We start from the raw sequence: 12,682 nt of genomic DNA, 5'->3' as shown, positions 1-12,682 counted from the left end.
GATATTACCCAACCGTAAAAGAAATAACAAAGAGATAAGGTCGAAAGCTTGAAGGTGTGTATTTTTGTGTTTATATTATCCTACAAATAAAAAAACGATGATCAATAAAGAAGTCAAAGCGCTTATTATAAGCACAAGTACAATTTATGGAAGTGATTTTTTAGAGTATATCCGAGAAGAAATAAAAGATTTTACCCAAACCGATGAGTTAATTTTCATCCCTTTCGCACAACCTTCTGGCATTAATTATGACGATTATACCGAAAAAGTGAAAAATGCCTTGCAAGCACATGAAATTAAAGTTCGAGGCATACACGAATTTGAAAATAAGAAAGAAGCAATCCGAGATGCCAAAACTATTTTTGTGGGTGGAGGAAACACATTCTTACTCCTGAAAACCTTATACGAGTTGGACCTGATGACAACTTTACGAGAAGCCATTCTATCGGGAACACCTTATATCGGGACAAGTGCAGGCAGTAATTTGACCGGACAAACAATCGGGACAACGAACGATATGCCAATCGTTTATCCACCAAGTTTCGAGGCGCTGAAAATATTACCTTTCAACCTAAATCCGCATTACCTAGAAGCCGACCCAAATTCTACACACAAAGGAGAAACGAGAGAGCAGCGAATTGCCGAATTTTTGATACAGAATGACATAGCTGTTCTTGGTCTAAAAGAAGGTTCTTGGTTGGAGATTTTGGAGGGAGAAATCACGCTAAAAGGATCAGAAAACGCAGTTTGGTTTAGCAGAAAAAACAAGGAAAGAATCATCGAAAGCGGAATGAGAATGAGTAGTTTATTGCAATAAATATTTTTTAATCTCTAAAATTCATTCTTACTCTCCTAATAAAAAGTTGATAAAGTATATACTAATTATATAAAATAAATATCAATTAGGGTTGCATGCAATGAAAATAATTCCTTCTAAAATGTAAAGATAATTGAAACAATAAATCCCTTTCATTTTCTCATGAAAGGGATTTATTTACTATTGATGTTTAATTGTTTAGTCGGATATTATATCTACAACTGGTCTATTGTCTGCATTAGCCAATAACCAAACTGTAGCAAAAATTAGTTTCGTACGCTGTGTAAGAATTGGGTAATTTATCTTATCGGGAGTATCGCTAGGTTGGTGATAATCTTCATGGACACCATTAAAATAAAAAACCGACGGAATCTGATACTTTGCAAAATTGTAGTGATCAGATCGGTAATAGAATCTATTTGGATCGTCTTTGGTATTGTATTTTTCATCCAAAACAATAGAACTGTATTGTGTGGCTTCTCGTACTTTTTTATCCAAATCAGAACTCAACATATTAGATCCAATTACATAGACAAAATTCTCTTGTTGCAAATGCTCGTTGTCTACACGACCAATCATATCAATATTAATGTTAGCAATGGTCTTATCCAACGGGAAAATGGGATGATCGGTATAATATTTCGATCCTAATAAACCTTTTTCTTCTCCAGAAACATGTAAAAAAAGGATCGACCTTTTAGGTCCTACTCCTTTATCATAAGCCATTTTCATGACGCGCGCAATTTCCATCACCGCAACCGTTCCAGAGCCGTTATCATCTGCACCGTTGTATATTAGCCCATTTTTCACCCCTTCATGATCGTAATGAGCCGATAAAACCAAAACTTCGTCCGCTTTTTCGGTTCCAGGAATAAAAGCTAAAATATTACGCATTTCACCTTCTACACGATTAAAGGTTTTGGCTGGAATAGTCTGAAAATAAGGTTTATCAGTTCCTTTTACCGAAGAAATCCCTAAATTTTTGTAATACGAAACTATATGATCGGCGGCCAATCGCTCGCCTTCTGTGCCTGCATTGCGCCCTTGCATTTGGTCTCCTGCCAAAATAAATAATTGTTTCTTCAGTTCGGTTTCGCTTACTTGTTGAGTGAATTTTTCTATCGTGTTCGGATTATTCAGCTTTTGGATAGGATTACACGATAAAAAACTTATCGACACCACAATTGATAGCATGAAATGTTTCATTATTCTAATTTTTGATTAAATTTATTCATAACTAAATAAGAAATGTAAAAGTAATTGTTTTTTGGGATTTGATAACCATCGGTTGATAAATCCTGATAAATGTAAATAATCTATACATATGGGATCACAGTTATTCAGAAAAAAATCTGTAGAAAAAATACTAGCCGAATCGCAAGACAGCAATCATCATCTAAAAAGAACCCTACGAACCAAAGATTTGGTTGGTTTCGGAATCGCTGCAATTATCGGTGCCGGAATTTTCAGCACCATCGGACGAGCGAGCTATGAAGGTGGTCCAGCAGTTGTTTTTCTTTTTCTATTTACTGCTTTAGCTTGTGGGTTTACTGCATTTGCCTATGCAGAATTTGCCTCGTTGGTTCCTGTTTCTGGGAGTGCCTACACGTATAGTTATGTAGCTTTTGGTGAATTATTCGCCTGGGTGATTGGTTGGGCTTTGATTATGGAATATGCCATTGGAAATATTGTTTTAGCAATTTCTTGGAGTGATTACTTTACTACATTTCTCTCTGGCATGGGAATTCATTTACCAGAATGGATGACGATGGATTACTTTACAGCTCGCGACGGACATGCACTCATCAGTAACGAATTGGCAAAAGGTTTTACTTTAGAAGGATTGAAAAGCACCCCATACGCACAAGATATAGCCAAGTATTTAGCCTTCGAAAACGCTCCTAAAATCGGATTTAATTTAGTTCTTGATATTCCAGCTTTGGTCATTACTTTTCTAATTACAGCTTTGGTATTTAGAGGGATAAACGAGACACGAAAAATGAGCAATGCCATGGTATTCCTGAAAATAGCTGTAGTTTTATTGGTCATATTGGTAGGATTTTTCTATGTCTCGCCCGAGAATTGGAGTCCTTTTGCACCCAACGGAATTAGCGGAGTTTTGGCCGGTGTCAGTTCGGTTTTCTTCGCTTATATAGGTTTTGATGCCATCAGTACAACAGCAGAAGAATGTGTAAATCCGAAAAAAGATTTACCACGTGGTATCTTCTTATCCATCATAATCTGTACTATTTTATACATTTTGATTGCATTGGTAATAACAGGGTTGGTTCATTATTCTGAACTAAATGTTGGCGATCCTTTGGCGTATGTTTTCGAGCAGATAGAAGATTTGCAATGGTTGGCAGGGATAATTTCTATTTCGGCTGTTATTGCAATGGCAAGTGTTTTTATCGTGTTCCAAATTGGGCAACCAAGAATTTGGATGACCATGTCTAGAGATGGCTTACTTCCGAAACGATTTTCGAATATTCACCCGAAATACAAAACACCTTCCTACGCAACTATTTTTACAGGTTTTGTGGTTGGGATACCCATTTTGTTTACCGATCTAGAGTTTGTAGTGGATGCTTGTTCCATCGGGACACTTTTTGCTTTTGTTTTGGTTTGTGCTGCCGTAATCCGTCTAGATACCAATCCACAAATGAAAAGAGGAAGTTTCCGTACACCGTTTATCGATGCGCGTTGGGTAATGCCTATTCTCACGCTTCTTATCGTTGTGTTATGTTTGACAACCTTCGAAAAAGAAACCAAAGCTTTTTTTACTTTACAACCAGAACCGATGCCTATAGAATCACTCATTCAATCCCTTAACCCAAAAGAGTTGCAAGACACCCAAAGATTTATCGAAGATCAAAACCATGGACAAGCTGTTGCACATCTCGATCATTACCTCAAAAATCTTACACCTACACAATATGCAGACCTTCTCGATAAGTTACCGATCGATGAACAAAAAAAATTAGAAGTTGGCTGGGATGTTTTCAAACACAAAATCCCTATGTATCTTTTTATATTAATTTTCTTTGGGATGTTTATACGCTCATACTTTTATAAGACTTCTATGATTCCACTAGCGGGAATGCTTTGTTGTTTTTATATGATGGCACAATTAGGCATCAAAAATTGGCTTATTTTCTTATGTTGGCTCTTTATAGGATTGGCGATTTATTTTGGATATGGTTACCGACATAGCAAATTAAAAAAAGAAAAGAATCTAATTCAATAATAAATCCTATCGAAAAGCAGATTATTTGCTTCTTTATTTTCAATCTATACTTTACCTTTGCACCATAAATAGAAAGACACATGTTTAGAACGCATACTTGTGGACAACTGACACAAGCCAATATCAACGAAAAAGTTACGCTAAGTGGCTGGGTAGCGACCCTACGCGATAAAGGTTTTATGTTATGGATCGATTTGCGCGATCGTTACGGAATTACCCAAATAATTTTGGATGAAGATCGTTCGTCAACAGAACTTTTTGAGACCGCTCGTCTTTTGGGTCGTGAATATGTTATTCAGGTAACGGGAACAGTTATCGAACGTACAGCGAAGAATCCACAACTTGCAACCGGTGAAATAGAAATCCTGGCAGAAGAGATAAAGATTCTTAATGAATCTGCACTTCCTCCTTTTACGATAGAAGACCAAACTGATGGTGGTGAAGATTTACGCATGAAATATCGCTATTTGGATATTCGTAGAAATCCTGTAAAAGATAAATTAATCTTCCGTTCGAAGGTCGCACAAGAAGTAAGAAAATATCTTGATGCACAAGATTTTGTAGAAGTAGAAACTCCTGTCCTGATTAAATCTACCCCAGAAGGAGCACGCGATTTCGTGGTTCCATCTCGTATGAACCCTGGTCAATTTTATGCTTTACCTCAATCTCCGCAAACCTTCAAACAATTGTTAATGGTAGGAGGACTGGACAAATATTTCCAAATCGTAAAATGTTTCCGCGACGAAGATTTACGCGCCGATAGACAGCCAGAATTCACTCAGATCGACTGCGAAATGTCGTTTGTAGAACAAGAAGATATAATAGAAGTATTCGAAGGCTTGACCAAACACCTGCTTAAGACCTTCAAAAATTTAGACTTCGAACAGTTCCCTAGAATGACCTATGCCGAAGCCATGAAACGTTACGGAAACGACAAGCCTGATATTCGTTTTGGGATGGAGTTTGCCGAGATTACAGACCTGGCTCAAGGCAAAGGTTTTTCTGTGTTCGACGATCAAGAATTGGTGGTTGGGATTGCGGCAGAACAATGCAATTCCTATACCCGCAAAGATATAGATAAACTTATCGATTGGGTAAAACGACCACAAATAGGTGCTTCTGGTCTTATTTGGGTTCGATGCAACGAAGACGGAACGTATAAATCATCGGTTGATAAATTCTTCACCGAAGACGATTTAGCCGCTTGGGCAAAACGCATGAATGCCAAACCTGGCGATCTTTTGCTTATTATGTCTGGCAAAGGCGACAAAGTACGTGGACAGCTTTCGGCTCTACGAATGGAGATTGGTGAACGCTTAGGTCTTCGTAAGCCAGATGAATTTGCACCTCTTTGGGTAGTAGATTTCCCGCTATTAGAATGGGACGATGAAACTCAACGCTATTATGCGATGCATCATCCATTCACTTCACCAAAAGTAGAAGATTATGATTTGATCAAAACAAATCCGGGCGAAGTACGAGCAAATGCTTATGACTTGGTATTGAATGGCAATGAAATTGGCGGAGGATCTATCCGTATTTTCGATCGCAAGTTACAGGCCGAAATGTTCGAACTTCTCGGATTCTCACCAGAACAAGCCGAAGCACAATTCGGATTTTTGATGAATGCCTTCAAATATGGTGCGCCACCGCATGGAGGTTTGGCTTTTGGTTTTGATCGTTTGGTATCTATTTTAGATGGCTCGGAAACAATACGCGATTATATTGCATTCCCCAAAAACAATTCGGGTCGAGATGTGATGATCGATGCGCCTGCAAAAATAGATGAAGCACAATTAGAGGAATTGTCCATAAAAATTGATTTGCCTTCTACAGATGAGCCAAAGTAGTTGAAAAATAAAAAAACATAAAAAATCCTGTTCTCTGAGCAGGATTTTTTTATAATTTATAGATTATTCATACCATAAATAGAAATATGATTGAGACGCTCGTCGCGATTATGGATGTTTTTTTCCTTGATGACAAGTAAAACAAGTAACTTTTGGCGCATCTTTGTCTAAAGAAACTCCAAAGTATTTTTTATTCAATTCGAAAGTCATATTTAACATTCCTCTGGCAATTTCTTTATTTTTCACTGCGTCTGATGCAAAATCTAATTCTCCCTCTGCATTAGATGCATGACAAAAATTACATTTAACTCCTAAAGATGTATTGAAATTTTTCATCATGCCTTTCAACTCTTCTTCTGAGATTGTTTTGGGTAAAACTTTTAGGTTTTTCCAGCCTGGATTATTACTTGCTAATTCCCTCCCTTTGTCTACCTTGCCTAAGGCATTCGAGCTACACGATACAACAAGAATCAGAGCGAATAGCAAACCAAATAGCGTTTTGATTTGTGTTTTTTTCATGAGATTTGCGTTTTTTTCATTATGAATTTACAATAAAATTCTTTTCGCCCGATAGCATGCTTTTTATTTATATCTGATATAAATAACTATTGAATGATTGTAAACAAAAATGGTTGCTTGTCGTTCGGATTATAGATATAATAAAATTGTTTACCTAGATAATTAGAAGGCGACAAATTCTCTATAAATAGTAGTATACAAATTTCACTTTGCTTATTACGAAAGTTTTCTTCTACTCTCAGTACTTTAAAGGTTTTATTCATCAATTCATTTGGTGAAGTTTTATTTAACTGATTTGGTGCATAAATATTTTTTTGATCTTTACGAACATATAAATAATCAAAACCTGGGAAATTGTCTGGTAGTGTATGGATGGCAAATGATAGTTTTTTGCCAACTAAATTTTGCCAATGATAAGATAAGGTTGGCTGATTATTAGTAAGTCTTTGCTCCTTCGTCGGAATTACTGTTTGTTTATTTTCTAGATTTTGAGGTTTCTTTTGGGCATATACAACGAGTGTTGCAAGGAACATAAAATTTACAAATAGTAGTTTCATTTTAAGATTGTTGGAGGTTTGATAAAACTCCTAACAAATTCAGTACCATTTATTCCACTTCACTGTTTCTGGACGACCAATTTCATAATTTAATTGACCTAAATCATAATTTTGCAATGTATTGAATAGGATTCTATTATTTTCTTTGCCAGGCGTCCTAGGAAAATAGGTGATCGATAATTGTATGTTCCCAAAAACCAAAAAATCATTGGTAAGCAAGACTCCTAAACTAAAGCTAGGGTAAAGTTTATTTTGAAGAACGAATTTTTTATTATCATTCAACATTCCTAGAGTAATATTGGAAAAAGGCGACATTCTAAATCCTAAAACACTCCATGGAGAATAAGCCTGCGATTGAATAGAGAAAATAAGTTTTTGTGTACCAAATAAATTTTCAGAATTGAAGCCGACCATCCCTAAATAATCATCATTGTGCAAAGAAAGTAAATCACCCTGAGTGTCGAAACGATTGTATCCGTACATGAAAACACTTCGCAAAAAATGGCGAAAATGCCAACTACCAGCATGATACAAGTTGGTATAAAAGAGTGATTGCATAGACAATACAGACTGTTCTAGATTACCGTTACCAAGATAGGTCCCGTATTCGACTGTTGCGCCTAGATAGCCAAATGAATATTTATTACCCGAGGTATATTTTGCACCTAAATAAAGTCTATTCCGGTCATTTTTATGTTCATTGCCCACATTTATCATCAAAGATCGTCCTATTGGAATATCTTCATCCTGGGCAACTTTAAAAATAAACTGATCTTTATAATAACCTCTAGAGGTAATACCTACACCTGCGATCAGGAGTTTGTGGCTTGCAAAAAAATCATCAGGATCGTAATTACCATCGGGTGAATCTTCGTAGGTGCGGATATTGTATCGTGCAGACAAAATTAGATTTGTTATTTTACCATAAGCACCATGTTCAGAAGCAATACGAAAAGCATACCCTCCCCAATAATCTTGATTGGTGAAATCAAAAGAATGTTTTTTATCGTCGAGAACTTCCGAAAAGTCTAAGTTTTCTCTAAAATATTGTGTACTCAATGTTATTCCTCCAGCCCAGCGAGTGAGAGGTGAGAAAAACTTGCGTTGAAATGATATTCCTTTAGTAAAATATTTTTCATAATCTTTATGATAAACTCCATCAAAACTTATGTAAGTTTTATAGATATTCGGGATGTGATATCGACCTGTATAACGGTATTTTTTGTCTTCGAAGTCATATTTTATACGATTATCGAAATAATGTCCTACACCCAAAAAATTTCTTTCTCGCAAACGTAAACCAATCTTCGATGTAGAGACTGAGCCACTCACAATCATACTCCAAGAATCTACTGTACGTACATATACATCTACTGCCTCACCATCATTGACATGTTTTGCTGTGATTTTTATACGACGAATTACATAAGTTTTACGTAAAAGACGTTCGGACTCTCTAACTTTTAGAGAATCAAACTTATCTCCTTCTTTAAATAAAAGATAATCATTAATAATGGACTCTTTAGTCTTGCCATGCAAAGTATTGCCTATCCGTTCTATTTTTTTCTGAGGTTTTGTAAGAGAATCATTCACATCATACCCAAAAGGGTCGTTCGATTGAATATAAATGTTGCGTATGGGAATGTTCTGATATTCTCTATACTCTGAGAACAAAGCCAGTGAGTCTGTTCTAGCACGAGTATCAGTATCTTTTTTTATTAACCATTTCCGAAGAGTTTTTATCGCTTTTTTATCTTTCCATTTTTTTGGTTTCAAAGGTTGAACCATAGTATCTTTCTGGATAAGAAGATTATCTTGCGCGATAAGAAAATTACCGAAAAACAAAAAAATAATCAATAAAAATATCCGAAAATATACCATTCGATGAAGTTACAACATACGTGTTGCTTTTACAAATCTACGACTCCAATAATTTTCGGCTAAAGAAGACACCATTACCCCTCTGGTTGTAGAGGCATGAATAAAATATACTATTCCATCTTTTACACTTTCTACTATCCCAACATGGGTAATAGAATTGCCCGATGTATTGAAAAATAATAAATCGCCAATCTTGATTTCGGTTAACTTTATTTCTTTTCCTTTATTAGCTTGTTCCCGAGAAATACGAGGCATTTTCTGTTCAATCGCTTCGAAGGATCGCAATACCAAGCCCGAACAATCCATACCCGTTATGTCTAAACCTCCATATTTATAAGGCGTACCAAGATATTGGCTTGCTGCGATTACCAACGATTGTATTTCTACAGTTGAACGATCGAGATCCTGGTCCGGAACTTCGTACAAAACAATTGATTCGGCATTAATCAGCGTCTCTGTTCTATACTGATCGTTTGCTTTTTTAGAATCATAGACCGTTCTTATTTTAGTGGGAGACTTTCGTACATTGGCTATTCGATTTGTACTACACGAAAACAAAATGCTACTGAATAAACTTAACCAAAAAAAACGCAATAAATACAACTTCATATCTATGATCTTTTTTTATAAACGACTGCTCACTTGTTTTCGTATTCAAATCACACTGCATGTTATCGCAATTGCTCCCACAACAATTGTCTTGCTCGTAAAATTCTAACTTTTACATTGGCTAAGGTCAGCTGCAATTCTTCTGCAATTTCTTTATAAGTTTTATCTTCTAAATACCTTAGCTGAATAACTTTCTGATAATGAATTGGTAATTTTTCTATTTCTGCCAACAATTCATCATTTTTCTGCTGAAGAATTAGATATTCTTCTGGTGTTGGGTTTTCTTCTACAATGTATTGATGCTGCGAAAAGGCTTCATCATCGAGTGAAATATTCAATTTTGGAGAGCGACGAATATAATCAATCATCGTATTGTGTGCGATAGAAATCAACCAAGTCAAAAAATCAAAATCCGGATTATAGAGTTTTAATTTATTAAAAGCCTTGGTAAATGTCTCGATTGTGATGTCTTCTGCCTCTTCACCATTTCTTATTTTTCCTTCCACATAACGATATACAGGAAGCCAAAAAGTATCCATTAGGGTATTTTGAGCAACATTTTTGCCTTTCTTCGCCTCAGCGATTACCTCTACCAAATTCATAATCTAAATATATGAAAGAGTTTTAAAAACAAAAAATCCTTTCCATCTCTTTTTGGAAAGGATTTTTGTAGACCCACAGGGATTCGAACCCCGACAAACGGCACCAAAAACCGGTGTGCTACCGTTACACCATGGGTCTGCAAGTTAGTAGTGCAAAAAAGACAATTTGTAGACCCACAGGGATTCGAACCCCGACAAACGGCACCAAAAACCGGTGTGCTACCGTTACACCATGGGTCTTTGTCTTTTTGCAGTGCAAATATAGGAAGGTTTTTTTATTCACCAAAACTAAAATGAAAACATTTTTGGTTTTAGTTAATCAATCTTCTTTAAACAACTGATAATGAATTTTAAAAAAAAATTATTATTTTATACTTTAAGAATACTTTAACATTTTTCTTCTTCATCCAAAGATAACTTTTCTCCTTTTTATATTGGTTTATTCCTCCTCGAAGAGAATTTCATTGGCAGAGAGTTATTGTATTCTAACCAAAGATTCTACCAATGAATCTTCTTCTAGCAAGCATGCTCTTCCTTTTTGGAAAGATTTTTCGATCACAAAACCCATTCCTAACAATTCTGCACCAGCCTGTTCGATAAGATTTTTCACCCCAAAAGCGGGATGCCCGTTGGCCAAAAAATCGTCAATAAACACCACTTTGTCTTTTTTTTTGTAAGAAAAGGTTTACTAACACAAACAGCATAGGTTCTATCTTTTGTAGAAGAATAAACTTGAGTAGAATAAAAAGTATTCATCGTTTTTGGTTGCACTTTTTTTTTCAAATACTACTGGCACGCTTAGTAATGCTCCCAACATTATTGCTGGTGCAATTCCGCTTGCCTCAATCGTGAGAATTTTATTAATAGTAAGACAGGAAAAGCGTTTAGAAAACTCTTGCCGATCGACTGCATAAGCAATTGATCGATTTGATGATTGATAAAACTATCTACCTTGAGGATTCCTCCATCAAAGCCTTCAGCGTCGAATAATATCCGTACTTTGAGAATTTGTATGATTATCTCGATCTTATTCTACTTAATATCTTTATTACTCCCACTCTATTGTTGCAGGTGGTTTGGAACTGATATCATAAGCCACACGATTAATTCCACGTACTTCATTGATGATACGATTGGAAACTGTTTCTAGGAATTCATAAGGTAGTTTCGACCAAGTGGCGGTCATAAAATCGATAGTATTGGCCGAACGAACAACAGCGGTATACTCGTAGGTACGCTCATCCCCCATAACCCCGACAGATTTCACCGGCAATAGAACCACAAAGGCCTGCGAAACTTCATCGTACAAATTATTTTTATATAGCTCTTGAATAAAGATATCGTCTGCCTCTTGCAAAATTCTTACTTTTTCGGCATCTACTTCGCCCAAAATTCGGATACCTAAACCAGGCCCCGGAAATGGGTGGCGGTAAACTAATTCTCGTGGGATACCCAAAGCAACCCCTACTTGGCGTACTTCATCTTTGAAAAGCTCGCGCAATGGTTCGAGCAATGTGAGTTTCATTTCATCTGGTAAACCTCCTACATTATGGTGAGATTTAATGGTTGCTGACGGTCCTTTTACTGATTGCGACTCGATAACGTCTGGATAAATTGTTCCTTGAGCTAGAAAAGATGCGTCACCGAATTTTTTAGATTCTTCGTCGAAAACAGCAACAAAATCATGTCCGATGGATTTTCTTTTAGCTTCGGGATCATCTATTCCTTTTAGGTTGGATAGAAAACGTTCGGAAGCATCCACCATTTTTATATTCATTTGGAAATGTTTCCCATAATTTTCCATCACTTTTTTTCCTTCATCTTTTCTCAAAAGTCCAGTATCGACAAAAATACAGGTCAGCTGATCGCCAATAGCTCGATGTATAAGAACTGCTGCAACCGAAGAGTCTACTCCGCCCGACAATCCTAAGATAACTTTTTTATCGCCTACAACTTCTTTTATTCTTTTGATTTCGGTTTCGATGAAATCTTCTAAATGCCAGTTTTTTTCTGCTTGACAAATAGTGAATACAAAATTCGATAAAATGGTTGTACCAAATTCTGTATGGGTAACTTCTGGATGAAATTGCACGGCATAGATTTTTTGATCTTCATTGGCCAAAGATGCAATCTCTACACTTGATTTACCAGTAATCTGAAAGCCTTTTGGTGCTTGAATAACTTCATCGAAATGGCTCATCCAGATGGTTGATTCTCTTGGGACATTATCGAAAAGTCGATTTGGATTTAACAGCTGAAAAGTTGCTTTGCCATACTCTCCTTTTACTCCTTTTTTTACTTCACCACCCAAAAGGTGCGCAATGAGTTGCATGCCATAGCATATACCCAATATAGGCACATCGATTTGGAATATTTCGGAATCGATTAGTATTGCATCTTCCCCAGAAACGGAAGAAGGTCCGCCTGATAGAATAATTCCTTTGGGTTGAAGTTTTTTTATTTCTTCGATAGGTGTTGTGTAGGGAACGATTTCTGCATAAACACCAAATTCTCGGATTCGTCTGGCAATCAATTGATTATATTGCGAGCCGAAATCGAGGATAATAATACCGTGTGTCATGATTTGTTTGTTTGAGCAA

General features: G+C 36.3%; 11 protein-coding genes and 2 tRNA genes. 3 read left to right on the top strand and 10 right to left on the bottom strand.

Annotated elements, in window-relative coordinates; all coding sequences use genetic code 11:
• Positions 1 to 97 precede the first annotated feature (97 nt).
• On the top strand, positions 98 to 817 hold the full coding sequence (gene pepE / locus HMPREF2660_RS02385; RefSeq protein ID WP_013598759.1) for a dipeptidase PepE: 720 nt from the start codon (positions 98 to 100) through the stop codon (positions 815 to 817).
• Between the two features lie 198 nt (positions 818 to 1,015).
• Here the strand turns inward: pepE and HMPREF2660_RS02380 are convergent, their stop codons facing one another.
• Complete coding sequence (locus HMPREF2660_RS02380; RefSeq protein ID WP_013598758.1) at positions 1,016 to 2,023, bottom strand: M28 family peptidase; 1,008 nt, start codon at positions 2,021 to 2,023, stop codon at positions 1,016 to 1,018.
• A gap of 118 nt (positions 2,024 to 2,141) precedes the next feature.
• Between HMPREF2660_RS02380 and HMPREF2660_RS02375 the strand changes: the two genes are divergently transcribed.
• Positions 2,142 to 4,064, top strand: coding sequence for an amino acid permease (locus tag HMPREF2660_RS02375; RefSeq protein ID WP_070485514.1), 1,923 nt, complete (start codon positions 2,142 to 2,144; stop codon positions 4,062 to 4,064).
• Positions 4,065 to 4,144: 80 nt separating this feature from the next.
• Positions 4,145 to 5,914, top strand: coding sequence for an aspartate--tRNA ligase (gene aspS / locus HMPREF2660_RS02370; protein WP_070485513.1), 1,770 nt, complete (start codon positions 4,145 to 4,147; stop codon positions 5,912 to 5,914).
• 108 nt (positions 5,915 to 6,022) lie between these two features.
• Here aspS and HMPREF2660_RS02365 read toward each other — a convergent pair whose 3' ends face one another.
• The 9 genes from HMPREF2660_RS02365 to guaA form a co-directional block, all read right to left on the bottom strand.
• Positions 6,023 to 6,433 (bottom strand): c-type cytochrome, encoded by a 411-nt coding sequence (locus HMPREF2660_RS02365; RefSeq protein WP_070485512.1) that lies wholly within the window; start codon positions 6,431 to 6,433, stop codon positions 6,023 to 6,025.
• Positions 6,434 to 6,519: 86 nt separating this feature from the next.
• Positions 6,520 to 6,990: a hypothetical protein gene (locus tag HMPREF2660_RS10945; RefSeq protein ID WP_070485511.1), complete on the bottom strand. Its 471-nt coding sequence runs from the start codon at positions 6,988 to 6,990 to the stop codon at positions 6,520 to 6,522.
• Between the two features lie 39 nt (positions 6,991 to 7,029).
• The gene (locus HMPREF2660_RS02355) at positions 7,030 to 8,778 is read right to left on the bottom strand and encodes a BamA/TamA family outer membrane protein (protein ID WP_141743534.1); all 1,749 of its coding nucleotides are present in this window, start codon (positions 8,776 to 8,778) and stop codon (positions 7,030 to 7,032) included.
• A 102-nt stretch (positions 8,779 to 8,880) separates the two neighbouring features.
• Complete coding sequence (locus HMPREF2660_RS02350; protein ID WP_083299044.1) at positions 8,881 to 9,480, bottom strand: C40 family peptidase; 600 nt, start codon at positions 9,478 to 9,480, stop codon at positions 8,881 to 8,883.
• A gap of 62 nt (positions 9,481 to 9,542) precedes the next feature.
• Positions 9,543 to 10,082: an RNA polymerase sigma factor gene (locus HMPREF2660_RS02345; RefSeq protein WP_070485509.1), complete on the bottom strand. Its 540-nt coding sequence runs from the start codon at positions 10,080 to 10,082 to the stop codon at positions 9,543 to 9,545.
• A gap of 68 nt (positions 10,083 to 10,150) precedes the next feature.
• A tRNA-Gln gene (locus HMPREF2660_RS02340) sits at positions 10,151 to 10,221 on the bottom strand.
• Positions 10,222 to 10,251: 30 nt separating this feature from the next.
• Positions 10,252 to 10,322 (bottom strand) — tRNA-Gln (locus tag HMPREF2660_RS02335).
• A gap of 235 nt (positions 10,323 to 10,557) precedes the next feature.
• On the bottom strand, positions 10,558 to 10,740 hold the full coding sequence (locus HMPREF2660_RS11095) for a type I phosphoribosyltransferase (protein WP_255356398.1): 183 nt from the start codon (positions 10,738 to 10,740) through the stop codon (positions 10,558 to 10,560).
• A gap of 390 nt (positions 10,741 to 11,130) precedes the next feature.
• Positions 11,131 to 12,663: a glutamine-hydrolyzing GMP synthase gene (gene guaA / locus HMPREF2660_RS02325; protein ID WP_070485508.1), complete on the bottom strand. Its 1,533-nt coding sequence runs from the start codon at positions 12,661 to 12,663 to the stop codon at positions 11,131 to 11,133.
• Between the last annotated feature and the right edge of the window lie 19 nt (positions 12,664 to 12,682).

The sequence above is a fragment of the Weeksella sp. HMSC059D05 genome, assembly GCF_001809725.1.
GTDB lineage: Bacteria > Bacteroidota > Bacteroidia > Flavobacteriales > Weeksellaceae > Weeksella > Weeksella virosa.
The sequence above is the reverse complement of the archived record's forward strand: the minus strand, read 5'-3'. Positions and strand labels throughout refer to the sequence as shown.

What these genes read in the sequence shown, in the direction of transcription:
- pepE (WP_013598759.1), top strand. Translation starts at nt 98, where the DNA reads ATGATCAATAAAGAAGTCAAAGCGCTTATTATAAGCACAAGTACAATT.
- HMPREF2660_RS02380 (WP_013598758.1), bottom strand. Translation starts at nt 2,023, where the DNA reads ATGAAACATTTCATGCTATCAATTGTGGTGTCGATAAGTTTTTTATCG.
- HMPREF2660_RS02375 (WP_070485514.1), top strand. Translation starts at nt 2,142, where the DNA reads ATGGGATCACAGTTATTCAGAAAAAAATCTGTAGAAAAAATACTAGCC.
- aspS (WP_070485513.1), top strand. Translation starts at nt 4,145, where the DNA reads ATGTTTAGAACGCATACTTGTGGACAACTGACACAAGCCAATATCAAC.
- HMPREF2660_RS02365 (WP_070485512.1), bottom strand. Translation starts at nt 6,433, where the DNA reads ATGAAAAAAACACAAATCAAAACGCTATTTGGTTTGCTATTCGCTCTG.
- HMPREF2660_RS10945 (WP_070485511.1), bottom strand. Translation starts at nt 6,990, where the DNA reads ATGAAACTACTATTTGTAAATTTTATGTTCCTTGCAACACTCGTTGTA.
- HMPREF2660_RS02355 (WP_141743534.1), bottom strand. Translation starts at nt 8,778, where the DNA reads ATGGTTCAACCTTTGAAACCAAAAAAATGGAAAGATAAAAAAGCGATA.
- HMPREF2660_RS02350 (WP_083299044.1), bottom strand. Translation starts at nt 9,480, where the DNA reads ATGAAGTTGTATTTATTGCGTTTTTTTTGGTTAAGTTTATTCAGTAGC.
- HMPREF2660_RS02345 (WP_070485509.1), bottom strand. Translation starts at nt 10,082, where the DNA reads ATGAATTTGGTAGAGGTAATCGCTGAGGCGAAGAAAGGCAAAAATGTT.
- guaA (WP_070485508.1), bottom strand. Translation starts at nt 12,663, where the DNA reads ATGACACACGGTATTATTATCCTCGATTTCGGCTCGCAATATAATCAA.